A 25059-nucleotide genomic window follows, 5' to 3' on the forward strand; every position below is an offset into this window, starting at 1 on the left:
ACACCGGACAGGACTACGTGGAAATATACCCCACCAAAGCAAATAAGGCCGCAAGACGACGGCCCCCCGAGGGGGCGCGGACCCGAATGGGGGCCCGGCCCCCTCGCATGTCGTACCCGGCTGTGTTCACGGCCCCGGGCGGGTCACGGGTGCTCGACGCCGTCCTCCAGCCGCTGGCCCCTCAGCAGGAACCAGGCGGCGACGGCCGTCACCAACAGCACCGCCGAACCGACCGTGCCCGCCAGATGGAAACCGTCGGTGAACGCGGCCCGCGCGGACTCCAGCAGCGCGGCGCCCTGTTCCTGGGGCAGCGCCGCCGAGGTCTCCGCCGCGGCGCCGAGGGAGTCCCTGGCGCCCTCGGCCGCCTCCTCGGACACCCCCGCCGGAAGGGTGAAACCGCGGTACACGCCGGTGAGGATCGAACCCAGTACGGCGATACCGAGCGCCGCGCCCAGCTCGTACGCGGTCTCCGACACCGCGGACGCCGCACCCGCCTGCTCCTTGGGCACGCTGGACAGGATCACATCCGCGGTCACGGCGAACGCGAGGCCCGCGCCGAAACCACCGACGAACAGGGCCACACCGATCGCGGGTACCCCGGTCTGCGCCGTCAGGACCGTACAGCCCGCCAGAGCCGCGCCGACCGCCGCCAGACCACTCGCGACGGTCCCCCGGACCGAGAACCGCCGGGCCACGAACCCCGCCAGCAGACCGGCGGCCACCGCGCCCACCGCCGCCGGCAGTTCGATCAGCCCCGCCTCCAGCGGCGACCGGCCCTGGACGAGCTGAAGGAACTGAGAGAGGAAGAAGACCAGCCCGGAGAGGCCGAGAATGGTCAGCAGATCCGCCAGTACGGCACCGGAGAAACCCCGGTTGCGGAAGAGCCGGACATCCAGCAGCGGCGACGGCAGGATCAGCTGCCGGCGGACGAACCACACCAGGGCCGTGGCACCGGCGGTTCCCGCCAGCAGGGCGCCCGCGCCGAAGCCGTGGACGGCCAGCTCCTTGATCGCGTAGACCACGGAGACCATACCCACCAGGGACAGGACGACGCTGATCGGGTCCCAGGGGCCCGGGTTCGGATTCCGCGACTCCGGCAGCAGCTTGATACCGACGACGACCAGCAGAGCCATCACCGGGAGGTTGATCATAAAGACCGAGCCCCACCAGAACTTCTCCAGCAGCGCGCCGCCGACCACCGGGCCGAGCGCGGCACCCGCCGACGCGGCGGCACTCCAGATACCGACCGCGAGGCTCCGCTCCCGGGGATCGTGGAAGAGATTCCGGATCAGGGCGAGCGTCGAGGGCATCAGGGTCGCGCCGGCCACACCGAGCAGGGCCCGCGCGAGGATCATCATCTCCGGGCTGGAGGCATAGGCGTTGAGCACGGAGACCGCGCCGAACGCCACCGCACCCGTGAGCAGCAGCTTCTTCCGGCCGATCCGGTCGCCGAGACTGCCCATGGTGATCAGCAGACCGGCGATCACAAAGGAATAGACGTCGCCGATCCACAACAACTGCGTACCGCTGGGCCGCAGATCCTCACTCAGGTAAGGTGTGGCCAGCCCCAGTACGGTGGCGTCGACCGCGACCAGCAGGACGGCCAGCACCAGGACCGCGAGGGCAAGCCAGCGGCCCGGTGCCTTACCGGTCTCCTCATCCGCCTTGGTCAACTGGGCGGTACCGGTCATTTCTCCACGCTCCGTCGTACGACACCGCCGAGCAGCAGCTCGGCGATCATGAATGAATAGTCCTTGGCGGCGATCCGGCCGCCCTGGACCGCCCAGGCACCCGAGCTGATCAGCCCGAAGAGCGCCTCGGTGATCCAGACGGCGGTCACATCGATCCGGAAGGCGCCCTCGTCCTGGCCCCGCTGGATCAGGGACAGGATGCGGCGCTCCGAGCGGTCCCAGCCCTCGTGCATGACCTCGCCCTCGAAGAGCTGGTTCTCCGTGATCAGGAACGCCAGCAGCGGGGCGCATCGCTCGGATTCGTCGATCAGACGACGCAGGGCATCGGCCGCGCCGCCCTCGTCCAGCCGCGCGGCCGCGAGGGCGATCTCCAGCTCATGGAGCCCGTAGTCCTCCAACGCCCGCACCAGGGCGTCCCGCCCGGCGAAGTGCCGGTGCAGGGTGGCCCGCCCGATACCGGCGGCCCGCGCGACCTCGTCCATGGTCGCGCTCCCCTTCCGGGAGAGAAGGGCGGCGGCAGCGCGCAGGACCTGCTCACGATCGACAGTCATAGGACAAGCATAGCCAAGATGAGACACGAATGTCTCATCTGATAAATCAATGCCCCACTTCGGGGCTGACGGAAGGATGTGTCGATGAGGCCACTGTTGCTGATCGATGTCGATGGCCCCCTCAATCCGTACGGGGGTAAGCCGGAGCGCCGCCCGGAGGGGTATACGACTCATCGGATGCGGCCGGAGGGCTGGCCAGGTACCAAGCCGCTACGGGTCTGGCTCAGTCCGGATCACGGCCGGGAGCTGCTGGCGCTGGCGGAGTTCTTCGATCTGGTGTGGGCGACGACGTGGCAGGGGGAGGCGAATCGCTGGATATCACCGCCGCTGGGGCTGCCGGAGTTGCCGTTCATCGACTGGCCGGTGATGCATGGGGCGGCGCCGCGTGGCACGTTCTGGAAGACGCAGTACATTCTCGATTTCGCGGCGGGCCGGCCGTTCGCCTGGGTGGACGACGACATCACGGAGCTGGACCGGGAGTTTGTGGCCCAACGACACCTGGCCGCCGCCCTACTGCTTCATATCGATCATCGGATCGGGCTGACCCGACCTGATTTCGATGCTTTGAAGCAGTGGGCGACGGCCCTGTAGTCGCTGTGTCCGGGAGGTCGCTGTGTCCGTGTCGGTTGCCGTGCCCGGCCGGTCGCCGTATCGGCGTCGCCGCCTCGTCGTCGCCGGAGGGGGGCGCTACCGCTTTGCGGTGGCCCAGGTGTGCTGGGTCGCCAGATCGGCCTTGACCTCGGTGAGCTGGACGGCCACGGCGGAGGGCGCGGTCCCGCCCCGGCCGTTACGGGAGGCGAGGGCGCCGGGGACGTGGAGCACGCTCCGGACGTCCGGCGTCAGATACTCGGAGATCTTGGCGAACTGGTCATCGGTGAGCTGGTCCAGCTCGATGCCCAGCGTCTCGCACTCCTTGACGCACTCCCCCGCCACCTCATGGGCGACCCGGAACGGTACACCTTGGCGGACCAGCCATTCGGCGATATCGGTGGCCAGGGAGAACCCGGCGGGCGCCAACTCCTCCATCCGTTCCCGGTGGATGGTGAGGGTGGCCATCATTCCGGTGAAGGCGGGGAGGAGTACTTCCAGCGTGTCGCAGGAGTCGAAGACGGGCTCCTTGTCCTCCTGCAGATCGCGGTTGTAGGCGAGGGGCAGCGCCTTGAGGGTGGCCATCAGCCCGGTGAGATTGCCGATGAGCCGGCCGGACTTGCCGCGCGCCAGCTCGGCGATGTCCGGGTTCTTCTTCTGCGGCATGATCGAGGAGCCGGTGGAGAAGGCGTCATGGAGGGTGACGAAGGAGAACTCCTTCGTGTTCCAGATGATGATCTCTTCCGCGATCCTGGAGAGATTGATCCCGATCATCGCCGTGATGAAGGCGAATTCGGCGACGAAGTCCCGGGACGCGGTGCCGTCGATGGAGTTCCCGGAGGAGCCCCGTTCGAAGCCGAGGTCGGCGGCGACGGCCTCCGGGTCGAGCCCGAGGGAGGAGCCCGCCAGCGCGCCGGAGCCGTAGGGCGAGACCGCGGTGCGCTCGTCCCACTGCCGGAGCCGCTCGGCGTCGCGGGAGAACGACTGCACATGGGCGAGCAGATGGTGGGCGAAGAGCACCGGCTGGGCGTGCTGGAGATGGGTGCGGCCCGGCATGGCGACGTCCGGGTGGGCCTCGGCGAGGCCGATCAGCGCGTCTTGGAGGTCGGCGAGCAGTCCGCCGATGATCCGGGCGTGGTCCCGGAGGTACATCCGGAAGAGGGTGGCCACCTGGTCGTTACGGGAACGGCCGGCCCGCAGCTTGCCGCCCAGGTCGGGGCCGAGGTGCTCCAGCAGGCCCCGCTCCAGTGCCGTATGGACGTCCTCGTCGGCGACGGTCCCGGTGAAGCTGCCGTCGGCGACATCCGCTTCCAGCCGGTCGAGTCCGGCGATCATCCGGGTCAGCTCGTCCTGGGTGAGCAGGCCGGCCTGGTGGAGCACACGGGCGTGGGCGCGGGATCCGGCGATGTCGTACGGCGCGAGCCGCCAGTCGAAGTGGACCGAGGCGGAGAGCTTGGCCAGCGCTTCGGCCGGACCGTCGGCGAACCGGCCGCCCCAGAGCCGGACGTCACCGTTGTTGCTGCTCACAGCTGTTACTCCTTGCCGGATGGCGGGCCTCTCACCCGTTGGTCGTGGTGGCGGGCCGGGCGGTACGGTGCGGGCCGACGGCCCCGGAGGGCCGTCGGTTTCTCCGGTCAGGCGTTCAGATCACGCCGCGCGGCGATCTTCGCCGAGAGGCCGAAGATCTCGATAAAGCCCTGGGCCTTCGACTGGTCGAAGGTGTCACCGGAGTCATAGGTGGCGAGGTTGTAGTCGTAGAGCGACTCCTCGGACTTCCGGCCGGTGACAACGGCCCGACCGCCGTGGAGGGTCATCCGGATGTCACCGGTGACATGCTCGTTGGCCTCGTTGATGAAGCCGTCCAGGGCGCGCTTCAGCGGGGAGAACCAGAGACCGTCGTAGACCATCTCGCCCCAGCGCTGCTCGACCTGCCGCTTGTAGCGGGCCAGCTCGCGCTCGACGGTGACGTTCTCCAGCTCCTGGTGGGCGGTGATCAGGGCGATGGCGCCCGGGGCCTCGTAGACCTCCCGGGACTTGATGCCGACCAGCCGGTCTTCGACCATGTCGATCCGGCCGATGCCCTGGGCCCCGGCCCGCTCATTGAGCTGCTGGATGGCCTGGAGCACCGTGACCGGCTTGCCGTCGATGGCGACCGGGACGCCCTGCTTGAAGGAGATGACGACCTCGTCGGCCTCGCGGGGCTCCGCGGGGTTGGAGGTGTACTCGTAGATGTCCTCGATCGGCGCGTTCCAGATGTCCTCCAGGAAGCCGGTCTCGACGGCCCGTCCGAAGACGTTCTGGTCGATGGAGTACGGCGACTTCTTGGTGGTGGCGATCGGGAGCTGCTTCTCCTCGCAGAACGCGATCGCCTTGTCACGGGTCATGGCGTAGTCCCGGACGGGCGCGATGCACTTCAGGTCGGGACCGAGCGCCGTGATCCCGGCCTCGAACCGCACCTGGTCGTTGCCCTTGCCGGTGCAGCCATGGGCGACGACGCCCGCGTTGTGCTTCCGGGCGGCGGCGACCAGGTGCTTGACGATGGTCGGCCGCGAGAGCGCGGAGACCAGCGGATAGCGGTCCATGTAGAGGGCGTTGGCCTTGATCGCCGGAAGGCAGTACTCGTCGGCGAACTCGTCCCGCGCGTCGGCGACCTCGGCCTCGACGGCGCCGCAGGCCAGCGCGCGCTTGCGGATGACGTCCAGGTCCTCGCCGCCCTGGCCGACGTCCACGGCGACGGCGATGACCTCCGCGCCCGTCTCCTCGGCGATCCAGCCGATGGCGACGGAGGTGTCCAGACCGCCTGAGTAGGCGAGTACGACGCGCTCGGTCACGGGGTTCTCCTTACGATGCATTCGGTGATGGCATAAGTATGCATGACCCTGCATGGTTCGTCAATGCCCTCGAATGGGTGACCCCGCGCCGGACGGAGCAGCAGCGGAAGCGGGGGCGGAGGGGGCTGCGTACGGTCGGGAGACATGCGCCGTCGTCTCCTTCCGCTCGCCGCCCTGCTGCTGTTCACCGCCGTCCCGGTGGCGGTCGCGCCGCCGCCCGGCGCCGTCGCCGCACCGTTCACGGCATCGGGTTCCGGTCCGGTGGCCGAGCCGGATGCGGAGGTTCCGCTGCCGGAGCTGATGGCGGATACCGGCGGGGGGTCCCAGCTGATCACCGCCGTGGCACCGGAGGCGGGGGCCACCGCCGGACGGGTGATGTGGTGGGAGCGGGACGAGGGGGGCCGCTGGGCCGAGGCGGGTGCGGCGCCCGCCAGGTTCGGGGCGAACGGTCTGGCGGCGGGCGGGGAACGGGTCCAGGGCACCTCGACCACCCCGGCGGGGCTCTACGACCTGCCGTACGCGTTCGGTATCGCGCCGGCGCCGGAGGGGACGGCGGTGGCGTTCCGCCCGGTGACGGAGCGGTCCTGGTGGTGCCAGGACAATGACTCCGCCTCGTACAACCGCTGGGTGGAGGGGTTGCCGGCGGACTGCCGGGCGGCGGAGGCGGAGCATCTGGTGGAGTTCGGTACGCAGTACGCCCATGCGCTGGTCGTGGGGTTCAACTACGACCGTCCGGTACGCGGCCGGGGCGCGGGGATCTTCCTCCATGTGAACGGGGCGGGGCCGACCTCGGGCTGTGTCTCCGTACCGGCGGACGCCATGGCCCGGATCCTGGCCTGGGTGGATCCGGAACGCCGGCCGCATATCGCGATCGGAACGGAGTCGGGGCCCCTGGCCGTCGGACGCCGGTGAGCGTCGGACGTCCGGGGGCCCCGGTGGCGCCGTGGTGCCGCGGTGCGGTCAGCGCTCCCGCTGGGCGAGCCTCAGCAGGTGGTCGGCGAGTGCCTGGCCGCCGACGGGGTCGCGGCTGATCAGCATCAGGGTGTCGTCTCCGGCGATGGTGCCGAGGACGTCGTGGAGTTCGGCCTGGTCGATGGCGGAGGCGAGGAACTGGGCCGCTCCCGGTGGGGTACGGAGGACCACCAGGTTGGCCGATGCCTCGGCGGAGATCAGCAGCTCGGCGGAGAGCCGGCGCATCCGCTCCTCCTTGGCGGACTCCCCCAGGGGTGCCTGGGGGGTCCGGAAGCCGCCTTCACTGGGCACCGCGTAGATCAGCTCACCGCCGGTGTTGCGGATTTTCACGGCGCCCAGTTCGTCGAGGTCCCGGGAGAGGGTGGCCTGGGTGACGCTGAGCCCGTTGTCCCCGAGCAGCTTGGCGAGCTGGCTCTGGGAGCGCACGGGCTGACGGTTGAGGATGTCCACGATCCGCCGGTGGCGGGCCATCCGGGTCTGCGGCACGGCGGGCCCGGTGTCGCCCAGCTGTCCGGCCATGGTGGCCGCCTGGGCGTCGCGTGCCTCTTGTGCCGCTCTGTCTCGCGCCTCGGTCATCGCGTCTTCATTCCCCGTTCGGTGCTTGGGCCTCGTCCAGCACGCCGGGCAGGGCCCGGAGGAACGCGTCCACCGCCTCCTCGCCGATGGTCAGGGGCGGCATCAGCCGTACGACATCGGGGGCGGGGACGTTGATCAGGAACCCGGCGCGCTGAGCCGCCTTCTGCACCTGGGGCGCGAGGGGCTCGTTGAGCACGATACCCAGCAGCAGGCCGGCACCGCGGACATGGGAGACGAGTGGGTGGTTCAGCGATTCGACGGTGTCGCGGATCTTCTCGCCGAATCGCTTGACCTCGTCGAGCAGTCCGTCGGCCGCGATGGTGTCGAGGACGGCGAGTCCGGCGGCGCAGGCCACGGGGTTGCCGCCGAAGGTGGTGCCGTGCTGTCCGGGCTTGAGCAGGTCGGTGGCCGGGCCGAAGACGAGGGTCGCGCCGAGGGGCAGTCCGCCGCCGAGGGCCTTGGCGAGGGTCACCACATCGGCTTCGACGCCTTCGGCCTGGGCGGCGAACCAGTGGCCGGTCCGGCCGATTCCGGTCTGGACCTCGTCGAGGACGAGGAGGGTGCCGGTGGCGCGGGTGATCTCCCGGGCGGCGGTGAGGTAGCCCTTGGGCGGGGTGACCACACCGTTCTCGCCCTGGATGGGCTCGATGATCACCAGGGCGGTCTCTTCGGTGACGGCGGCCCGGAGGGCGTCGGTGTCGCCGTAGGGGACATGGGTGACATCACCGGGGAGGGGCCGGAAGGGGTCCTGCTTGGCGGGCTGGCCGGTGAGGGCGAGCGCGCCCATGGTGCGGCCGTGGAAGCCGCCGACGGTGGCCACCATGTGGTGGCGGCCGGTCAGCCGGCCGATTTTGAAGGCGGCCTCGTTGGCTTCGGCGCCGGAGTTGCAGAAGAAGACCCGGCCGGGGCGGCCGACGAGCTGGAGCAGCCGTTCGGCGAGGGCGACGGGGGGTTCGGCGATGTAGAGGTTGGAGATATGGCCGAGGGCGGAGATCTGGCGGGTGACGGCTTCCACGACGGCGGGGTGGGCGTGGCCGAGGGCGTTGACCGCGATGCCGCCGACGAAGTCGGTGTAGGCGGTGCCGTCGGCGTCGTGGACGGTGGCGCCCCGGCCGTGGGTGAGGGCGAGGCCGGGGGTGCCGTAGTTGTCGGCCATGACGTCCTGCCAGCGCTGGACGTGCTGTTCGTTGGTGGTCATGCGCCGTGTTCCCCCTTGTGGTCGGATGGGTGGCCCGGCCGTGTCCGTCCGTCGGGTACGACCATGGTGCCGATGCCCTCGTCGGTGAAGATCTCCAGCAGGATGGAGTGCGGGACGCGGCCGTCGATGACGCGTGCGGTCTCCACACCGTTGCGTACGGCGTGGAGGCAGCCCTCCATTTTGGGGACCATGCCGCTGGAGAGGTCGGGGAGCAGTTTCTCCAGCTCGGTGGCGGTGAGTCTGCTGATCACTTCGTCGCTGTGGGGCCAGTCCTCGTAGAGCCCTTCGACGTCGGTGAGGACCATCAGGGTCTCCGCGCCAAGCGCCGCAGCGAGTGCCGCAGCCGCCGTATCAGCATTGACGTTGTAGACATGTCCGTCGTCCTCCGCGCGGGCGATCGACGAGACGACGGGGATCCGGCCGTTCTCCAGGAGGGCTTCGACGACTCCTGTGTCGATCGCGCTGATCTCGCCGACCCTGCCGATGTCGACCAGTTCTCCGTCGATCGTCGGGCGGTGTCGGGTGGCGGTGATGGTGTGGGCGTCCTCGCCGGTGATGCCGACGGCGAGGGGCCCGTGTTCGTTGAGCAGTCCGACGAGTTCCCGTTGCACCTGGCCCGCGAGGACCATCCGGACGACGTCCATGGCCTCGGGGCTGGTGACGCGCAGTCCGGCTTTGAACTCGCTCTCGAGGCCGTGTTTGTCGAGCTGGGCGCTGATCTGGGGGCCGCCGCCGTGGACGACGACGGGCTTGAGTCCGGCGTGGTGGAGGAAGACCACGTCCTGGGCGAATGCGGCTTTGAGGTCTTCGTCGACCATGGCGTTGCCGCCGAATTTGATGACGACTGTCTTCCCGTTGTGCCGGGTCAGCCAGGGCAGCGCCTCGATGAGGATCCGGGCCTTGGGGAGCGCGGTGTGCTTCCGGGTGCTCATGAGCTGTAGGCGCTGTTCTCGTGGACGTAATCGGCGGTGAGGTCGTTGGTCCAGATCACGGCCGTCTCGGATCCGGCGGAGAGGTCGGCGGTGATGCCGACTTCGCGGAAGCGCATGTCGACCAGCTCGCGGTCCTCTCCGAAGGAGCCGTTCTTGCATACCCAGATGCCGTTGATGGCGACGTTGAGCTGGTCGGCGTCGAAGGTCGCGCCGGTGGTGCCGATGGCGGAGAGCACCCGGCCCCAGTTGGGGTCCTCGCCGTGGATGGCGCACTTGAGGAGGTTGTTACGGGCGATGGAGCGGCCGACCTCGACGGCGTCGGCTTCGGTGGCGGCGCCGACGACCTCGATACGGATGTCCTTGGAGGCGCCTTCGGCGTCACCGATGAGCTGACGGGCGAGGTCGTCGCAGACGGCGCGGACTCCGGCGGTGAACTCGTCCCCGCCCGGGGTGGTGCCCGAGGCGCCGGAGGCGAGCAGCAGCACCGTGTCGTTGGTGGACATACAGCCGTCGGAGTCGACCCGGTCGAAGGTGGTCCGGGTGGCGTCGCGGAGGGCGGCGTCGAGGGCGGCGGATTCCAGGTCGGCGTCGGTGGTGAGGACGACGAGCATGGTGGCGAGCCCGGGGGCGAGCATGCCCGCGCCCTTGGCCATACCGCCGACGGTCCAGCCGTCGCCCTGGTGGACGGCGGTCTTGTGGACGGTGTCGGTGGTCTTGATGGCGATGGCGGCCTTCTCACCGCCGTGTTCGGTGAGCTGGGCGGCGGCGGTGTCGATTCCGGCGAGCAGCTTGTCCATGGGCAGCAGGGTGCCGATGAGTCCGGTGGAGGCGACCGCGATCTCTCCGGCGCTGTGCCCGAGGGCCTCGGCGGCCTTCTCGGCGGTGGCGTGGGTGTCCTGGAAGCCCTTGGGGCCGGTGCAGGCGTTGGCCCCGCCGGAGTTGAGGACGACGGCGGTGACGGCTCCGCCCTTGAGGACCTGCTCGGACCAGAGGACGGGGGCGGCCTTGACCCGGTTGGCGGTGAAGACACCGGCGGCGGCGCGTCGGGGGCCGGTGTTGACGACGAGGGCCAGGTCGGGGTTGCCGTTCTGCTTGATTCCTGCCGCGATGCCCGCGGCGGTGAATCCTTGCGCTGCGGTGACGCTCACTGGGTCTCCTCTGTGGCGGCGGGGGCCGCTGACGTGTTCCTGGGTGCGGACGCGCTGTGCCTCATGGGGCGACTCCGACCGTGGACAGGCCGGTCGTCTCCGGCAGTCCGAGGGCGATGTTCATGCTCTGGACGGCGCCGCCCGCGGTGCCCTTGGTGAGGTTGTCCATGGCGCTGATGGCGATGACGCGCCGGGCCGCCTCGTCGTACGCGACCTGGATCTGCACGGCGTTGGATCCGTAGACGGAGGCCGTCGCGGGCCACTGCCCCTCGGGCAGGAGGTGGACGAACGGCTCGTCGGCGAGTGCCTTCGTGTATGCCGCGCGGACGTCGTCGGCGGTCGTGCCGTCGACCGCCCGGGCGGAGCAGGTGGCGAGGATGCCCCGGGCCATGGGGGCGAGGGTCGGGGTGAAAGAGACCGTGACGGGCGCCCCGGCGACCTGGCTCAGATTCTGGATCATCTCGGGGGTGTGCCGGTGTCCGCCGCCGACGCCGTACGGACTCATGGAGCCCATGACCTCGGATCCCAGCAGATGCGTCTTGGGCGCCTTGCCGGCGCCCGAGGTGCCGGACGCGGCGGTGATCACGGCCTCGGGCTCGACCAGTCCGGCCTCGTACGCCGGGAAGAGCGCGAGGGAGACGGCGGTCGGATAGCACCCGGGCACGGCGATCCGCCTGACCCCCGCCAGCGCCTGCCGGGCGCCGGGCAGCTCCGGGAGCCCGTAAGGCCAGGTCCCCGCGTGGGCGGAGCCGTAGAACCGCTCCCAGTCGGCGGCGGACCGCAGCCGGAAGTCGGCTCCCATGTCGATCACGAGCGTCTCGTCGCCGAGCCGCTCCGCGACGGCGGCGGACTGGCCGTGCGGCAGGGCGAGGAACACCACGTCGTGCCCCGCGAGCACGTCCCCGGTCGTTTCCTGGAGTATGCGTCCGGCCAGGGGCACGAGGTGCGGCTGCACCGTGCCCAGGGCCTGTCCGGCGTTCGAGTGCCCCGTGAGAGCGCCCAGCTCGATCCCGGGGTGCCCGAGCAGAAGACGGAGCAGTTCCCCGCCCGCATAGCCGCTCGCACCAGCCACTGCTACCCGTACCACCATCGAAAGCCCTCCTCGCCGATGGCATGACTATACGCAGGCTCGCACGTTTATGCAATCACTCGAACGGTGCATCCCTGCGACGTGCGACTCACGCCAGTACGCACTCTCGGATCGAACCCTCGTGAACCGGGATGAAAGCATCGCCGATGTGGCCCTGTGTCATCAATTCGTGTCAATGCGTGAGCACTTCGGCGTGGGGCGGGCGGAGGTGGGCAGAACCGGATCAGGGGACAGGTCGACTGCTTGTGCGGGAGGTACGCGGTGCTGAGTGGTGGTTTCGGTGGACTGAGGCGGTGGTGGCCGCTGCCGGGTGGGGGAGGCGGGTCCGGGCCGGGGCAGGGGGAGGTGGTGTTCACGGCCGATTTCGCCTCGACCGAGCAGTGGGTGGCGGGACGGTCGTGGGCGTATCCCGGTGGAGGGCCGGAGAATCCCGGGGACAACAAGCTCGATCATCTGGTGGAGGATCCCGCGTACAGCCGGGGCGGGGTGTTCCGGGCGACGCGCCGGGACGACGGGAAATGGGACGCGGGGCTGCTGACGACGGAGGGCAGCGCTCAGGGGTTCATGATGCGGGCCGGTGATGTGCTGGAGGCACGGGTACGGCTGCCCGTGGAGATGGGGGCCTGGCCCGCGATCTGGACCTGGCGGGACGGTGGTCAGGAGATCGACGCCTTTGAATACCACCCGGACAATCCGGATCTGCTGGAGCTGTCGAACCGGGTTCGCGGCGGGCACCGCTACTACCGTGATGCCGCGATCGAGCCCGGCGCCTGGGTGGAGCTGGCGGTGGAGACGGGGGCTCGCTCGGTGGTGTGGTGGGTCAACGGGCAGCGGGTGTACGCCGATCACCGGGGGGTGGGACGGCGCTGGCAGGCGTATCTCATCGTCAATCTGTCGGTCTGCGCCGGGCGTTATCACCCAGCCCCGGACCCGGGGGTGTCGGAGATGTCGTACGAGGTGGAGAGGCTGGTGGTCCGGCGGGCGGGGTAGGCGGCGCCTTCGGCCGGCGGGGCCGTGGGGCGAGGTGGGACGGCGGGCTTCCGGCCGGATGGCAAGGGGACGAGGGGGACGACCGCGAGGAGTTGGACGGCCGCGGCGGTCAGCAGGGCGCCGGGGAGGGAGAGGGTGACGAGCGGTCCGGCGGCGGCCGTGCCGAGGGCGAAGCCGGTGATCTTGAGGCTGGCCCCGGTGGTGAAGATCTGGGCGCGCAGACGTTCCGGTGCCTCGCGGTGGCGGATCGCAAAGAGGGCGGTGAGCTGGGGGCCCTCCCCCGCTCCCAGGAGCAGGGCACCGGCGACGGCCGTCAGGGGATGGGGCGCGGCCGACAGGACGAGGGCGGCGGCCAGGGCGATGGCGCTCGCGATCAGCACGGTCTCCGGGCGGGGTGGTACGCGGCGGCGGGCCAGAAGCGCGTTGGCGGCGAGCGCCGAGGCCGCGACGGCGGCGAGCAGCAGCATGCCGTGCGCCGGGTCGCCGAGCACCCGCTCGCCGAGGAGCGGGGCGCAGACCAGGAAGACGCCCTGCCCCGCGCAGGAGATCACGGAGGAGGCGGTGGGGCGGGCCAGGGCCCGGGTGCGGGCGATCACCCGGAACCCGGCGGCGAGATCGGCGCGTACGGAGGTCCTGGCCGCAGAGTCGGCTCCCGTAGCGGCGGGGAGGGCGGGTGGCAGCGTCAGGGCCGCGGGGAGGGCCAGGGCGATCAGGGCCGCGGCGACCACGACCGCCGCGTTCGCGCCCGCCTGGTGCGCGACGGTTCCGGCCAGGAGAGGGCCGAGCAGCCCGGCGGCGTTGAAGGTCATCGCGTCGACGGCGTTCGCGCGGGCGAGGCGGTCGGCCGGGACGGCCCGGGGCAGTTGGGAGGTCCAGCCGCCCGCGATCGCGGGGCCGAGGAGTCCGGCGAGCAGCGCGACGGCGACGGTCGGACCGATGGGCGCACGGCCCAGGCAGACCAGGATCACGAGCAGGGCCCCGGCATAGCCGAGGAGGGTCAGGGCGAGCAGGGTCCCGGGCCGGGCCGCCCGGTCCAGCAGCGCCCCGAGGAGCGGGCCGCCCGCCGCGGCGGCGACGGTGAGGGCCGCGAGGAGGGTGGTGGCCGTGACGGTCGACCCGGTGGCGGCGAGTCCGGCGAGGAGGAGGGCGGGGCCGGACAGCTCGTCGCCGGTCCGGGCGGCGGCGGCACCGGCCGCGTACCGCCGCAGGCCGTACCGGTTTCGGCCGTGTCGCCGCGGGCCGTACCGGCGTCGGCCGTGTGGCCGCGCATCGTCACGCTTCAGCATGCCGGGCACGTTACGTAGGTAACTCAAATATTCGCCAGATGCGTTACAGGCGGTACGGTTTCCCCATGACTCCCCAGGACGGCTACCGGCCCGGCGGCGGGCACGGTCCCCGGTCGGCGCAAGAGGTCGCGGCGGAGCGCGCGGACTGGTCGGTCCGGCACTCCGTGGCGGCGGTCGCCGCGCGTACGACGGCCCTGGTCAATGTGTTGTGCGGCCCGGACGACCCGGCGCCGGAAGAGGTGGCGGCCGTTCTGCGTGCCCATGGCGAGCGGGTGGCCGAGGCGTTGTCGGCGCGGGATGTGGCGGAGCTGCGCGAGGCCGCGCGGCACGTGCGGGAGGTCTTCGCCGCGGAGGACGCCGACGGTGCCGCGGCACGGGTGAACGCGCTGCTGCCCCTGAACGCGGGGGTCCTGCGGCTGACGTCGCACGGCGGGGCGTCGCCGTGGCATCCGCATCTCGACGGCGACGACGACGCTCCGTGGGGCGAGTGGCTGCTGGCCTCCTCCTGTCTGGCCCTGACCGTGCTGATCTGGGACCACCAGCGGGCGCCCGGCGGGGTCTGCGCGTCCCCGGTATGCGGCCGGGTCTTCCTGACCCGGGGCAGCGGTCCCGTACGCCGCTACTGCTCCCGGCGCTGCGCGACCCGTGAACGGGTGGCAGCGCACCGGCGCGCCAAACGCGACGAGGCGGCTGAAGGCGCCGGGCCTGCGGTGTGACCCCGCCGCGCCCCGCGGCGCTCGCGCCGGGGAACGCCGGGGTCGCCGGGGTCGCCACCGCGCCGGCGCCGACCGGGATCACCCACGCGGCCGGTGGTGGCGCGCGTCGGACCCAGGCGGCCGTCGGTGGCCCGCGGCGGAGCGCTGCCGTCCGGCCGCCGTGCGACGGCATGTCCCGCCGGGCGGTCGGGCGGATTCCGGGCGGGCCACAGGGCGTCGCGGCCGGCCCGGGCCCGGGGTCGGCAGGCCAGGCCCGGCCCGGCCCGGGGAGTCCGAGGAGTCAGGGGCGGATGTCGTCGTACGCGGCGCGCAGACGGCGGACGCCTTCCGTGAGGTCCGCCGCGTCCGCGACCGCCGCGAAGCTCAGGCGCAGATAGCCCGCCGGGGGTTCGGCGCAGAAGTACGGCCGTCCCGCGGTGACGGCGACCCCGGCGCGCAGCGCCGCGGAGTGCAGGGCGGTCTCGTCGGTGCCGTCCGGGAGGCGGAGCCACATGTGGTGGCCGCCGCGCGGGACGGCTGACGGGCCCAGCTCGGGCAGCGCGCCGGCGACGGCCGCCGCGAGGGTGTCGCGGCGCGACCGCAACTCCGCGGCGACGGTGCGCAGATGCCGGTGCCAGGCGGGTGAGCCGACCAGTTCGAGCGCGGCCTCCTGCAGTGGGCGGGCGACGAAGAAGCTGTCCACGACGTGGATGGCCCGGAGCCGTTCGAGTACGGGGCCGCGGGCCGCGAGCGCCCCGACGCGCAGGCTGGGGGAGCAGATCTTCGTCAGCGACCCGACGTGGACGACGACTCCGTCCGGGTCGTCGGCGACCAGTGGGCGCGGCGGCGGAGGCGCGTCGTCGTGGACGAGCCGGCGGGCGAAGTCGTCCTCGACCACGAACGCCCCGGCGGCTCTGGCGATCCTCAGCACCTCGGGCCGCCGGTCGGCGCCGAGTACCGCGCCGGTGGGGTTCTGGAAGAGGGGCTGGCAGACGAGGACCCGGGCGCCGGTGGCCTCGAAGGCCGCCGCGAGGAGTTCCGTACGGACGCCGTCGGTGTCGACGGGGACCGGTACGGGGCGCAGTCCGGCGGCCCGTGCGATGGCGAGGAGACCGGGGTAGGTCGGGGACTCGACGAGGACGGGCGCGCCGGGCGGGGCGAGGGCGCGCAGGGCCGTGGTGAGCGCCGACTGGCCGCCCGCGGTGATCAGGACATCGGCTGCGGTGACCGTGGGGCCGATACCGCGGGCGAACCATTCGCGCAGTTCGGGCAGGCCGTCGGTGGGCGGGCGGCCCCAGGCGCCGGGGCGGCGTCCGGCGCGGGCGAGGGCGGCGGACAGGGCGCGTTCCGGCTGGAGGACGGGGTGGAGATAGCCGCCGTTGAGTTCGACGACACCCGCCGGGGGCGCGGCGAGGGTGGCCAGGACGCCGGACGCGTCGACGGTACGCGGGACGGAGTCGGCCGTCGCGGCGGCGCTCAGGCTGACCTCCTGCCACGAGGTGTCCCCGGCGGGCGCGGTCGCGGGGCGGCGTTCGGCGCGGTAGGCCCCGGCTCCGGGGCGGGTGACGACCAGCCCTTCGGCGGTGAGCTGGGCGAGCGCGCGGGAGACCGTGACCGGAGAGACGCGATGGCGTTCGACCAGGGCCCGGCTCGACGGCAGCTTTCCACCAGGAGAGTAGCGGCTCAGCTCATCACGCAGTTTGGCGGCCAGATCGTCCACACTGCTACGCTCGTTCATGAGAGCACAGAATAGCGCTATCGCGATCTCACCGATAGCGGTCGGCCGACCGGCCGCTCCCCCGAAGGGCGGCGACCGCCGTGGCGCGGCCCGTACGGGTACGGCGCTCGCCGCGATGGGTGTCGTCGCCTTCTCCCTCACCTTTCCGTCCACCGCCTGGGGCCTGCGGTCCTTCGGCCCCTGGTCGCTGGTCTCGCTGCGCAGTGTGATCGCGGCCGTCGTCGCGGGGGGCTTTCTGCTGGCCCTGCGGGTCCCGCTGCCCGACCGGCGCCACTGGGGATCCCTGGCGGTGGTCGCGGGCGGGGTCGTGGTGGGCTTTCCGCTGCTGACGACGCTGGCGCTGCGGACCTCGACCACAGCGCACGCGGCCGTGGTGGTCGGGCTGCTGCCCCTGACGACCGCGGCCTTCGCCGCCGTCCGCACCGGCCGCCGTCCCTCGCGGATGTTCTGGCTGGCGGCGCTGGCCGGCGCCGCGGTGGTGATCGCCTTCGCGGTGTCGCAGAGCGGCGGTACGCCACAGGCCGCCGACCTCTATCTCTTCGGTGCCCTGCTGGTGTGCGCCGCCGGGTACACCGAGGGCGGGCGGCTGGCCGGGGAGATGCCGGGCTGGCAGGTGATCGGCTGGGCGCTGATCCTGTGCCTGCCGCTCGCCGTCGCGGGATCCGCCGTGGCGCTGTCGTACGAGCCGGTACGGCTCACCGCCCAGGGGGTGGCGGGGCTGGTGTGGGTGGCCTGCGCCTCCACCTTCTTCGGGCTGTACGTCTGGTACCGGGGCATGGCCGCGATCGGTATCGCCCGGGCGAGCCAGTTGCAGCTGGCGCAGCCGCTGCTGACGCTGGTGTGGTCGGTCGCCCTGCTGGGCGAGGAGCTGTCGCCCGCGGCCCCGGTGGCCGCGGCGGGGGTCCTGGTGTGCATCGTGGTCACCCAGCGGGCCCGTACCTGAGCCGCCGAAGGTGCCGCACCCGCAAAGTGCCGCATCCGGAGGGTGCCGTACCCACAAGGTGGCGTATCCGGAAGGTGCCGTACCGCACCCGGCCGTAGACTCGGAGACACACGGACCACCCGCCTTCGAGGAGGTCACTCCCGATGCGAGCAAACGTGGGCGACAAGCTGCTGGTGCACGGCAGGACCGTGGGCCATCAGGACCGGGTCGCCGAGGTCGTCGAGGTCCTCGGCGAGAGCGGCGGGCCGCCGTACCGCGTCCGGTTCGAGGACGACGGTCACGAGACGCTGATGTCCCCGGGTCCCGACACGGTCGTACGGCCCCACGAACCCGCGGCCTGAGACCGCCGCTCCGCCCGGCCCGGCGCGGAACCCCGACCCGGGCCGGGGCACGGGCGTGCTCCCGTACACCCTCGTACCGCTACGGCACTACGGCACCGTCACACGCGTCGGATAGTGGTCGGCCACCACCCGTGCCATCGCCCCGTTGCGGTCCGCCTTTACCTCCTTCGCCGAGAAGAAGCAGTGTCCGCGCACCTGCCCGTACTTCGCCGCGAAGGTGAGGTGCCGGGACAGCTCCGCCGGGTCCTGCCAGGGCGCGCCCTGGGCCGGGTCCCCCGCCTTGTAGAGCGCCTCGCCGATGTAGAGGTCGACGTCCGTGCCCTTGACCAGGGTGTTCCACCAGGGCACGAGCTTGGCGTAGTCGGCGGCGGAGTAGCCGATGTTCCAGTAGATCTGCGGGACGACGTAGTCGATCCAGCCCTCCTCGACCCAGGTACGGGTATCGGCGTGCAGATCGTCGTACGTCTCGATCCCGGCGCGGGTGTCGGAGCCGCGGGCGTCGGTCGTGGCGTTCCGCCAGACCGCGAACGGGCTGACCCCGAAGGCGACACCGCTCCTGGTGGCCTTGATCCGCCGGGACATCTCCTGGATCAGACGGTCGATGTTGTCGCGCCGCCAGGCCGCCTTGCTCGCGAAGCCGGCGCCGTGGCGGGCGAAGGTGGCGTCGTCGCCGAAGCTCTGCCCGGCGACCGGGTAGGGGTAGAAGTAGTCGTCGAAGTGGACGCCGTCGACCGGGTAGCGCCGGACCGCGTCGATCATCGCGTTCTGGACGAAGGCACGGACCTCGGGGACGCCCGGGTCGTAGTAGAGCTTGCCGCCGTACGGCAGGACCCAGCCGGGGTTGCGGCGGGCCGGGTGGTTCTCGGCGAGCCGGGTGACGTCGGTGTTCGTGGCGACGCGGTACGGGTTGAACCAGGCGTGCAGCTCCAGTCCCCGCCGGTGCGCCTCGTCGACGGCGGTGCCGAGCGGGTCCCAGCCCGGGTCGCGGCCCTGGGTCCCGGTCAGATAGCGGGACCAGGGCTCGTACGGGGACGGCCAGAAGGCGTCCGCGGCGGGCCTGACCTGGAAGACGACCGCGTTGAGCCGGCGCGCGACCGCGGTGTCGAGATGGGCGATCAGCTCCGCCCGCTGCTGTGCGGCGGTGAGTCCTGACCGGGACGGCCAGTCCCGGTTGGTGATCGTCGCCAGCCACATACCGCGGAACTCCGCGGCGTCCGCGCGTCGCCCCGCCGGGGGTCCGAAGGCCCGCCCCGGCCCGGCGGCCGCGTCGCCCGCGGTCGCCAGTCCGGCCGCCGCGCCCGCGGCCGCCATGAACACTCTCCTACTGATACGCCCCATGTGTACCTTCTCCGCCTTGCTCGTAACGTTCCACCCGATGTGTTCATATGGGTGCTGTGCCGTCGCACCCGGCCCGTGACCGTGACGGCGCCCACTCTCACCTGACCATCGTGCCCGGGATGATCCGGAGTACCGTCGTGAGGTCGAGGCGGGCGCCGGAACCATACGGGGAATCCCGCACAAAAGCAGCGAAAGGCACGAGGTGACGGAGTCAATGGCCGACATTGCACGCGTCGGAGTGGTGGGGTGTGGCCAGATGGGCGCGGGCATCGCGGAGGTGTGCGCCCGCAGCGGGCTGGAGGTGAGGGTCGCCGAGACCACCGGGGAGGCGCTGGAACTGGGCCGTACCCGGCTGAACAACTCCCTCACGAAGGCCGCCGAGCGGGGCAAGATCTCGGCCGATGAGCGGGACGCGGCGCTGGACCGGCTGAGCTTCACCACCGATCTCGGCGAGTTCGCCGACCGCGATCTGGTGATCGAGGCGGTCGTGGAGAACGAGCAGGTGAAGACCGAGATCTTCCAGGTGCTCGACCAGGTGGTGACCCGCCCGGACGCGATCCTCGCCTCCAACACCTCGTCGATCCCGCTGGTGAGGCTGGCGGTGGCGACGTCCCGGCCGGACCAGGTCATCGGTATCCACTTCTTCAACCCGGCCCCCGTGCAGAAGCTGGTGGAGCTGATCCCGGCGCTGACCACGTCCGAGGAGACGGTGAAGCGGTCCGCGGCCGTGGTGGAGCAGGTGCTGGGCAAGCACGCCATCCACGCCCAGGACCGTTCGGGCTTTGTGGTGAACGCGCTGCTGATCCCGTATCTGCTGTCGGCGATCCGGATGTTCGAGTCGGGCATCGCCAGCCGTGAGGACATCGACAACGGCATGGAGCTCGGGTGCGCGCACCCGATGGGCCCGCTGAAGCTGTCGGACCTGATCGGTCTCGACACGGTGGCGTCCGTGGCGGATTCGATGTACGCGGAGTTCAAGGAGCCGCTGTACGCCGCTCCCCCGCTGCTCCAGCGGATGGTGGACGCGGGGCGGCTCGGCCGGAAGAGCGGGTCGGGGTTCTACCCGTACGGCTGACACCCGGGCACGCCCTCGGGCGAAGCCGGTGACGACTGGGGTCGGGCGCCCTGCCGCCCGCCCCGGCCCGGTGGTCCGTACGCCCGTGCCGCGGGGGTTCAGGGCACGGATGCCACTGACCTCTCGCGGGGCTGCGCACGACCGCCGTCACCCACGACGCCGCCGGTCCCGGCACCGGCGGCCGGCGGGGCTCAGCCCAGCCGCATGTGATGCAGCATCAGCAGTCCGGCCGCCATATTGGCGGCCGGGACGCGGCCCCGGGCGATCAGCTCGGGGATCGCCTTCAGCGGGACCCACTCACGGCGCGAGGACTCGAAGTCGTCCTCGGGATGGCCGATGTAGGTCGCGTCCTCCGCCCAGTACAGATGGTGCCGGGCGTCGATGAGGCCGTTGGCGGGCTCCACGGTGAGCAGATGGCGCAGGGGGCCCGGCCGCCAGCCGGTCTCCTCCTCCATCTCCCGGGCCGCCGCCGCCTCGATGTCCTCGCCGTCCTCGACGACGCCCGCGGCCAGCTCCCAGCCCCAGCTGTCGGTGATGAAGCGATGACGCCAGAGCATGAGGACCTCGTTGTCCTCGTTGACGGCGGTCGCCACGGCGACGGCACGGAGCCGGATGAGGAAGTGGTCGAGATGCCGGCCATCGGGAAGTCGGACATCGGCCAGATTGACCCGGAACCAACGGTTCTCATACACAGTTTGTTCGTTGAGGTTCGTCCACTGCACAGTTCTGCCACCTTTCGGCGTGTAGGTGGCAACATCGCAGCAGTCGATCATTCTTAGCGGAATCGCCCACGGTCGTGGACCGGCCACGGTGACGCCGTACGGACCACAGCCGTACGGACCACAGCAGTACGGACCCGCAGTCGCAGGGGCCCCGTCGCAGGGACCGCAGCCGTACGGCACCGCCAGGGTTACGGCCCCCGGTCACAGCGGGACGCGCAGCGCCTCGTCGATCAGTCCCGCCGCGTCCTCCGCGCTGGCGCTGCCGCTGGCCAGCAGATGCTCACGGACCGCCCGGAGCCGGTCCCGCAGCCGCTGGGACTCCATGCCGCGGACCCGCTCCGTCATCTCCGCCGCCGTCGCCGCCGCCCGGTCCGCCTCGCCCTGACGCAGTTCGATCTGGCACAGCATCGCCAGCCGGTGCACCCGGCCCCGGTCGTGGGCGGGCGTCCCGGCCGCGGCGGACGCGTGCTCCCGGGCCGCGGTGAGATCGCCCAGGCTCAGCAGCGCCTCGGCGGCCTGCACATTGACCAGGCCGGGCTGGACGTAACCGGTCTCGTCCGGCTCGTCCCCCAGATGGATCCGCTCGGCCTCCGTCTCGGCGCGCCGGATACAGCGCAGGGCGGAGGCGTCGTCGCCGAGGTGGGCGTACGCCTTGGCCTGCATCGCGTACAGATCGGCGGAGAGCGCGGGAGTGATCTGCCCGCCCGCCGTCCGCAGGGCCGCCTCCGCGAAGGCGACGGCCTGCCGGTGCTCGGAGAGGAACAGCGACTGATTGACCAGCAGGGCGATCACATAGGCGCCGAGTCCCCGGTCGCCGCTGGCCTTGGCGAGGCGCAGGGCCTGGTGGAAGTAGCGCTGGGCCAGGCCGTGGACGTCGGAGTCGTAGGCGCAGATCCCGGCGACCGCGACGAGTCCGCCGGTCGCGCGGTGCAACTGCCGGCCGAGGGCGTCGCCGTACGAGCCCCGCAGCAGCGGGGCGGTCTCGGCGTTGAGGAAGCCGACGATCCTGGCCCGGGTCGCGACCCCGCCCGCCCGGCGGTACATCAGCTCGTAGTGGGCGCGGGCGGCGCGCAGCATGGCGACGTCGGCCATGGAGACCAAGGTCCGTCCCGCGCGGGAGACATCGGCGTCCTCCGGCGGGTTCTCCCACTCCCAGACCGGGATCACGGCGGGTGTGCCGGTGACGGCCGGGGCGTCGATGACGTGGCGCCGCTGCTGTTCGTCGGAGCGCCACAGGGCCGTGGCGCGGTCCACGAACCCGGAGATGGGCGTACCGGGCGGGGCGGTCTGCGTACCGTCCACGCCGAGCCCGATATCGCCGAGGGTCAGGGCGCGGCGCAGCCGTTCCGCGAGGACTTCGCAGATCAGGTCGGGCACTTGGCCGCGGGGGCGCTGGCCTTTGAGCCAGCGGGCCACGGCGGTGTGCTCGTAGCGCAGGGTCAGTCCTCTGGCCCGGCCGGCCTGGTTGACCCGGGCCGCGAGGCCCGCGTGGGAGATGCCCGCCTCGTCGAGGAGGGCGTCGAGCAGGGTGTTCGGCTGCATGCGGGCGCTCCGGGGGCTTCGGTCCGGTCAGCCTAGTCGACGGTGGATTCACACGGGGTGTGAACGGAATGCCAGCGCGGGGGCCCCGCGCGCGCTGCCGCCGCCCGGCCCGGGCCGCTTGACTGAGATGCCTCTCAAGGAGGCGGCCGGACCGCCGGCTCCCCCTCGTACAGTGCGGCGGTCCTCCACCGCGTCGTCTGCCCTGCTGATCTGCCCGACACTCCGCGGCAGGGCGGACGGCGCCGGCCGTACGGGCAGCCCTCGGAGTGCCCCTCCGCGGCGTGCGGCCGACTGGGCCCGTCCCCGCCCGGACGGGCCCAGCGCCGTTGGGCGGGCTCCGCCCGGGGAACGGGGAGAACCCTGGCCGCCGTTGCCGTCCGCGCCTTGCCGGTGGTTGCTCGCGCCGTTCCTCGCGCCCCCGGGTCGCTCCGCCGTGGCCCCGCCTGCCACGACCAGGGGTCGGAACTGCGCGGGCGGCGACGGCGGCGGCCGGGAACCCTATCCGTCGTGCGCGCCGCGCCGCGACGGGGCCATCGCCGGGAGGGCGTCCGGGCGGGGGTCCGTCCGGGCCGCGGGGATCGGGTCGCGGCTGTCGTTGCGGAGCAGCAGGAGTGCCACGTCGTCGTCGGGGCGGCCGCCGGTGTGGCGCAGCAGGGCCGACTCGATGGCGGCGAGCACCGCGGCGGGCGGGGCCGACGGCGTCCGCGTGGCGCGGTCGAGTTCGGCCTGGAGGGCGAAGAACCGGCCCCGGGCGTCGCGTGCCTCGACCGCGCCGTCCGTGTGCAGCAGCAGCGCTTCGCCCGGGGCGAGCCCCTCGCAGAGGTGCGGTTCGAGGCGGGCCGGGAGGGGGAAGGGACCGAGCGGCGGCAGGGGTTCGGCGGCGGCCAGCGGGCGGGCGCCGCCGGGGCCGAGCCGGTAGGGCCAGGGGTGGCCGCAGTTGAGGGCCCGTACGCCCCTGACCGGGCCGCCGCCGATCTCCAGCAGCAGGACGGTGACGAACTCCTCGGCGGGCCAGATCTCCGGCTCCGGTTCGCGGGGCGCCGCGCGTTCGTCGCGGGCGCGGTCGCGGAGATGGCGCTGGACGGCCCGGTCCAGCCGCCGCAGGACGCCCCCGAGGTCGGGTTCGTCGTACGCCGCCTCCCGGAAGCTGCCGAGCACGGCGGCGACCGCGCCGATCGCGGGCAGTCCGTGGCCGCGTACGTCGCCGATGACGGCGCGGATCCCGTAGGGCGTGGCCACGACCTCGTACAGATCGCCGCCGACGGTCGCGCCCCGGCTCGCGGAGAGCTGACCGGCGGCGAGGGAGAGCCCGTCGAGCCGCGCGGGCGGCGGGCGCAGCAGAACCCGCTGGGTGGCGTGTGCCACGGCGCGGGCCCGGCGCAGTTCACGGCGGAGCCGTCGGCGGCCCCGGAGGAGGAATCCGATGCCGACGGTGCACGCGGTGAGCAGGACGAGGCCCGCGAGGATCCGTTGGCCCGGACTCTCGGGGTGGTCGTGGGGCAGCACGACGCGCCCGACGAGGGCGGCGGCACCGCAGGCGAGGGGCAGTCCGAGGGCCAGCAGCCAGCGTCGCAGGGACCGGCGTTCGCGGGGCGCGGACCGGGCGGACCCGGCCGACGCGGCGGACCCGGCGGACATCCGGATCGCGCGCCGGCGCGCACGGAGGACGCGGCGCGCCGCCGGAACGGAGCGTTCGAAACTGCTGCGGATCATGCCGATGGTCCCCTCATAGGCCCTGCCCGGCGCTTCGGCCGCGCCCCGGCCGCGTCCTCGGGAGTGCTGTCCGGCCCGCGACCGGACGGGCGCTCCCGCGCGACACCGCCTCGTCCGTGACCGCGCAGTGGAACCCGCGCGGCCCGGAAGGGGCGGGGCGGGGGCTGTGCGGCCATGGCCAACGGCCGCGTCGATTGTGTCGATCACGCGGGCGGGAAAGGAACAGCCTGCCCCGTTCTCACTCGAACGAGCGAATGCCGTCGGACGCGGGGGCGGCCCTTCCGGCCGGACCCGGCGGAAGCACTTCCTCGGACCCCGCGACCCTGATGTCTCATCATAACCCGTACGGAGCACGGGTGTTGGGGTCCGGGTCGGCGAGGCAGCCGGATCCGGCGACGACGACGGCCGCGGTCGTGCCGCGCGGAGCCGGGCACCGGGCCGCGCGTCAACGGCGCTCCCCCCGATGACGTCGTCGGCGCGGGCGGTCGACCACCGCCGGATCCGGCACGGACGGGCGGGCCGTTGTCGCGCTTCGTCCCGTCGTGTCCGGGCGGCAGAAGGACGTCTAGGCTGCTCCGATGCCCGAACACGACGTAGTCCGCCGGTCCGCCCGGGTGCTGCTCTTCGACGAGCGGCACCGTCTTCTGCTGCTGCGGTTCCGTCTCGATCCCGATGCCCCCGGCGCCGGTCACGGCTGGTGCACCCCCGGCGGGGGTGTCGAGGAGGGGGAGACGCTCGCCGGGGCGGCGGCCCGGGAGTTGCGGGAGGAGACGGGGCTCTCGGTGCCGGCCGAGGCGCTGGGGGCTCCGGTGGCGTACACCTCGGGGTATGCGGATCTCGGGTGGGCCGAGGGGGTGTTCCGGGACGACTTCTTCCGGCTCGTGGTCCGGTCCCACCGGGTGGACATCGGCGGGCAGGAGGCGAACGAGCTGCGGTATCACGCCGGGCACCGCTGGTGGACCCGGGAGGAGCTGGCCGCCGGTGGCGAGACGGTGTATCCGTACGGTCTGCCGGATCTGACGGGCGATCTGCTCGCCGGACGGATCCCGGCGGAGCCGGTCCGGCTGCCCTGGCACCACTGAACGGACGGTTCCCGGTC

At 72.2% G+C, this 25059-nt stretch carries 23 protein-coding genes; 8 read left to right on the top strand and 15 right to left on the bottom strand.

The features are described 5' to 3' along the window. Positions 1–143 precede the first annotated feature (143 nt). Both ACFXG1_RS26170 and ACFXG1_RS26175 read right to left on the bottom strand, forming a co-directional pair. The gene (locus ACFXG1_RS26170) at positions 144–1691 is read right to left on the bottom strand and encodes an MFS transporter (protein ID WP_384744786.1); all 1548 of its coding nucleotides are present in this window, start codon (positions 1689–1691) and stop codon (positions 144–146) included. Next, positions 1688–2242 carry a TetR/AcrR family transcriptional regulator gene (locus tag ACFXG1_RS26175; protein ID WP_384719981.1) on the bottom strand — a complete coding sequence of 185 codons (555 nt, stop codon included), beginning with the start codon at positions 2240–2242 and terminating at the stop codon, positions 1688–1690. The genes ACFXG1_RS26170 and ACFXG1_RS26175 overlap by 4 nt, the downstream gene beginning before the upstream one ends. An 84-nt stretch (positions 2243–2326) precedes the next feature. On the opposite strand from ACFXG1_RS26175, the gene ACFXG1_RS26180 reads away from it, so the two are divergent. Next, complete coding sequence (locus ACFXG1_RS26180; RefSeq protein ID WP_384719983.1) at positions 2327–2833, top strand: HAD domain-containing protein; 507 nt, start codon at positions 2327–2329, stop codon at positions 2831–2833. A gap of 96 nt (positions 2834–2929) precedes the next feature. Here ACFXG1_RS26180 and argH read toward each other — a convergent pair whose 3' ends face one another. Together argH and ACFXG1_RS26190 are read right to left on the bottom strand one after the other, a co-directional pair. Further along, positions 2930–4357, bottom strand: coding sequence for an argininosuccinate lyase (gene argH, locus ACFXG1_RS26185; protein ID WP_384719985.1), 1428 nt, complete (start codon positions 4355–4357; stop codon positions 2930–2932). 107 nt (positions 4358–4464) lie between these two features. After that, positions 4465–5661 (bottom strand): argininosuccinate synthase, encoded by a 1197-nt coding sequence (locus tag ACFXG1_RS26190; protein ID WP_384711604.1) that lies wholly within the window; start codon positions 5659–5661, stop codon positions 4465–4467. A gap of 144 nt (positions 5662–5805) precedes the next feature. On the opposite strand from ACFXG1_RS26190, the gene ACFXG1_RS26195 reads away from it, so the two are divergent. Beyond that, positions 5806–6573, top strand: a complete 768-nt coding sequence (locus ACFXG1_RS26195; RefSeq protein ID WP_384711601.1) for a L,D-transpeptidase — start codon at positions 5806–5808, stop codon at positions 6571–6573. Positions 6574–6621: 48 nt separating this feature from the next. Here ACFXG1_RS26195 and ACFXG1_RS26200 read toward each other — a convergent pair whose 3' ends face one another. The 5 genes from ACFXG1_RS26200 to argC all read right to left on the bottom strand — a co-directional run bounded on the left by ACFXG1_RS26200 (position 6622) and on the right by argC (position 11577). After that, a complete protein-coding gene (locus ACFXG1_RS26200; protein WP_384711607.1) occupies positions 6622–7152 on the bottom strand; it encodes an arginine repressor in 531 nt (176 codons plus the stop codon). 64 nt (positions 7153–7216) lie between these two features. Further along, positions 7217–8407: an acetylornithine transaminase gene (locus ACFXG1_RS26205; protein WP_384711598.1), complete on the bottom strand. Its 1191-nt coding sequence runs from the start codon at positions 8405–8407 to the stop codon at positions 7217–7219. Further along, complete coding sequence (gene argB, locus ACFXG1_RS26210; protein ID WP_384711594.1) at positions 8404–9339, bottom strand: acetylglutamate kinase; 936 nt, start codon at positions 9337–9339, stop codon at positions 8404–8406. Before argB ends, ACFXG1_RS26205 begins: the two co-directional genes overlap by 4 nt. Beyond that, positions 9336–10487 (bottom strand): bifunctional glutamate N-acetyltransferase/amino-acid acetyltransferase ArgJ, encoded by a 1152-nt coding sequence (gene argJ, locus ACFXG1_RS26215; RefSeq protein WP_384711591.1) that lies wholly within the window; start codon positions 10485–10487, stop codon positions 9336–9338. The genes argB and argJ overlap by 4 nt, the downstream gene beginning before the upstream one ends. Positions 10488–10548: 61 nt before the next feature. Beyond that, positions 10549–11577, bottom strand: coding sequence for an N-acetyl-gamma-glutamyl-phosphate reductase (argC, locus tag ACFXG1_RS26220; protein WP_384711588.1), 1029 nt, complete (start codon positions 11575–11577; stop codon positions 10549–10551). Between the two features lie 345 nt (positions 11578–11922). Here argC and ACFXG1_RS26225 point away from each other — a divergent pair, with 345 nt between their 5' ends. Further along, complete coding sequence (locus ACFXG1_RS26225) at positions 11923–12567, top strand: beta-glucanase (protein ID WP_384711585.1); 645 nt, start codon at positions 11923–11925, stop codon at positions 12565–12567. On the opposite strand, the gene ACFXG1_RS26230 is transcribed toward ACFXG1_RS26225, so the two are convergent. Beyond that, positions 12492–13853 (bottom strand): MFS transporter, encoded by a 1362-nt coding sequence (locus ACFXG1_RS26230; RefSeq protein WP_384744791.1) that lies wholly within the window; start codon positions 13851–13853, stop codon positions 12492–12494. The genes ACFXG1_RS26225 and ACFXG1_RS26230 overlap by 76 nt on opposite strands. A 65-nt stretch (positions 13854–13918) precedes the next feature. On the opposite strand from ACFXG1_RS26230, the gene ACFXG1_RS26235 reads away from it, so the two are divergent. Further along, positions 13919–14569 carry a CGNR zinc finger domain-containing protein gene (locus ACFXG1_RS26235; protein WP_384744793.1) on the top strand — a complete coding sequence of 217 codons (651 nt, stop codon included), beginning with the start codon at positions 13919–13921 and terminating at the stop codon, positions 14567–14569. Positions 14570–14849: 280 nt separating this feature from the next. Here the strand turns inward: ACFXG1_RS26235 and ACFXG1_RS26240 are convergent, their stop codons facing one another. After that, positions 14850–16286, bottom strand: coding sequence for a PLP-dependent aminotransferase family protein (locus ACFXG1_RS26240; protein WP_384744795.1), 1437 nt, complete (start codon positions 16284–16286; stop codon positions 14850–14852). Here ACFXG1_RS26240 and ACFXG1_RS26245 point away from each other — a divergent pair. Both ACFXG1_RS26245 and ACFXG1_RS26250 read left to right on the top strand, forming a co-directional pair. After that, complete coding sequence (locus tag ACFXG1_RS26245; RefSeq protein ID WP_384722826.1) at positions 16285–17229, top strand: DMT family transporter; 945 nt, start codon at positions 16285–16287, stop codon at positions 17227–17229. The two genes, ACFXG1_RS26240 and ACFXG1_RS26245, sit on opposite strands and share 2 nt — an antisense overlap. A gap of 143 nt (positions 17230–17372) precedes the next feature. Further along, complete coding sequence (locus ACFXG1_RS26250; protein ID WP_384722829.1) at positions 17373–17570, top strand: DUF1918 domain-containing protein; 198 nt, start codon at positions 17373–17375, stop codon at positions 17568–17570. 87 nt (positions 17571–17657) lie between these two features. Here the strand turns inward: ACFXG1_RS26250 and ACFXG1_RS26255 are convergent, their stop codons facing one another. Then, on the bottom strand, positions 17658–18908 hold the full coding sequence (locus tag ACFXG1_RS26255; RefSeq protein ID WP_384744798.1) for a glycoside hydrolase family 10 protein: 1251 nt from the start codon (positions 18906–18908) through the stop codon (positions 17658–17660). 214 nt (positions 18909–19122) lie between these two features. Here ACFXG1_RS26255 and ACFXG1_RS26260 point away from each other — a divergent pair, with 214 nt between their 5' ends. Then, a complete protein-coding gene (locus ACFXG1_RS26260; protein ID WP_384744800.1) occupies positions 19123–19983 on the top strand; it encodes a 3-hydroxybutyryl-CoA dehydrogenase in 861 nt (286 codons plus the stop codon). Between the two features lie 191 nt (positions 19984–20174). Here the strand turns inward: ACFXG1_RS26260 and ACFXG1_RS26265 are convergent, their stop codons facing one another. From ACFXG1_RS26265 to ACFXG1_RS26275, 3 genes are all read right to left on the bottom strand, one after another. Then, positions 20175–20705 carry an NUDIX hydrolase gene (locus tag ACFXG1_RS26265; RefSeq protein WP_384744802.1) on the bottom strand — a complete coding sequence of 177 codons (531 nt, stop codon included), beginning with the start codon at positions 20703–20705 and terminating at the stop codon, positions 20175–20177. Between the two features lie 201 nt (positions 20706–20906). Continuing rightward, positions 20907–22247, bottom strand: coding sequence for a transcriptional regulator (locus ACFXG1_RS26270; RefSeq protein ID WP_384744804.1), 1341 nt, complete (start codon positions 22245–22247; stop codon positions 20907–20909). Between the two features lie 498 nt (positions 22248–22745). After that, entirely contained in the window at positions 22746–23960 is a 1215-nt protein-coding gene (locus ACFXG1_RS26275) for a PP2C family protein-serine/threonine phosphatase (protein WP_384744806.1), read from the bottom strand. Positions 23961–24538: 578 nt separating this feature from the next. On the opposite strand from ACFXG1_RS26275, the gene ACFXG1_RS26280 reads away from it, so the two are divergent. Then, the gene (locus tag ACFXG1_RS26280; RefSeq protein ID WP_384719514.1) at positions 24539–25042 is read left to right on the top strand and encodes an NUDIX hydrolase; all 504 of its coding nucleotides are present in this window, start codon (positions 24539–24541) and stop codon (positions 25040–25042) included. Positions 25043–25059: the final 17 nt, after the last annotated feature.

It is taken from the genome of Streptomyces sp. NPDC059248 (assembly GCF_042753905.1).
Lineage (GTDB): Bacteria > Actinomycetota > Actinomycetes > Streptomycetales > Streptomycetaceae > Streptomyces.

Coding starts and splice junctions, on each gene's coding strand:
- ACFXG1_RS26170 (WP_384744786.1), bottom strand. CDS start 1,691: ATGACCGGTACCGCCCAGTTGACCAAGGCGGATGAGGAGACCGGTAAG.
- ACFXG1_RS26175 (WP_384719981.1), bottom strand. CDS start 2,242: ATGACTGTCGATCGTGAGCAGGTCCTGCGCGCTGCCGCCGCCCTTCTC.
- ACFXG1_RS26180 (WP_384719983.1), top strand. CDS start 2,327: ATGAGGCCACTGTTGCTGATCGATGTCGATGGCCCCCTCAATCCGTAC.
- ACFXG1_RS26195 (WP_384711601.1), top strand. CDS start 5,806: ATGCGCCGTCGTCTCCTTCCGCTCGCCGCCCTGCTGCTGTTCACCGCC.
- ACFXG1_RS26200 (WP_384711607.1), bottom strand. CDS start 7,152: ATGGCCGGACAGCTGGGCGACACCGGGCCCGCCGTGCCGCAGACCCGG.
- ACFXG1_RS26205 (WP_384711598.1), bottom strand. CDS start 8,407: ATGACCACCAACGAACAGCACGTCCAGCGCTGGCAGGACGTCATGGCC.
- argB (WP_384711594.1), bottom strand. CDS start 9,339: ATGAGCACCCGGAAGCACACCGCGCTCCCCAAGGCCCGGATCCTCATC.
- argC (WP_384711588.1), bottom strand. CDS start 11,577: ATGGTGGTACGGGTAGCAGTGGCTGGTGCGAGCGGCTATGCGGGCGGG.
- ACFXG1_RS26230 (WP_384744791.1), bottom strand. CDS start 13,853: ATGCTGAAGCGTGACGATGCGCGGCCACACGGCCGACGCCGGTACGGC.
- ACFXG1_RS26235 (WP_384744793.1), top strand. CDS start 13,919: ATGACTCCCCAGGACGGCTACCGGCCCGGCGGCGGGCACGGTCCCCGG.
- ACFXG1_RS26245 (WP_384722826.1), top strand. CDS start 16,285: ATGAGAGCACAGAATAGCGCTATCGCGATCTCACCGATAGCGGTCGGC.
- ACFXG1_RS26240 (WP_384744795.1), bottom strand. CDS start 16,286: ATGAACGAGCGTAGCAGTGTGGACGATCTGGCCGCCAAACTGCGTGAT.
- ACFXG1_RS26250 (WP_384722829.1), top strand. CDS start 17,373: ATGCGAGCAAACGTGGGCGACAAGCTGCTGGTGCACGGCAGGACCGTG.
- ACFXG1_RS26255 (WP_384744798.1), bottom strand. CDS start 18,908: ATGGGGCGTATCAGTAGGAGAGTGTTCATGGCGGCCGCGGGCGCGGCG.
- ACFXG1_RS26260 (WP_384744800.1), top strand. CDS start 19,123: ATGGCCGACATTGCACGCGTCGGAGTGGTGGGGTGTGGCCAGATGGGC.
- ACFXG1_RS26270 (WP_384744804.1), bottom strand. CDS start 22,247: ATGCAGCCGAACACCCTGCTCGACGCCCTCCTCGACGAGGCGGGCATC.
- ACFXG1_RS26275 (WP_384744806.1), bottom strand. CDS start 23,960: ATGATCCGCAGCAGTTTCGAACGCTCCGTTCCGGCGGCGCGCCGCGTC.
- ACFXG1_RS26280 (WP_384719514.1), top strand. CDS start 24,539: ATGCCCGAACACGACGTAGTCCGCCGGTCCGCCCGGGTGCTGCTCTTC.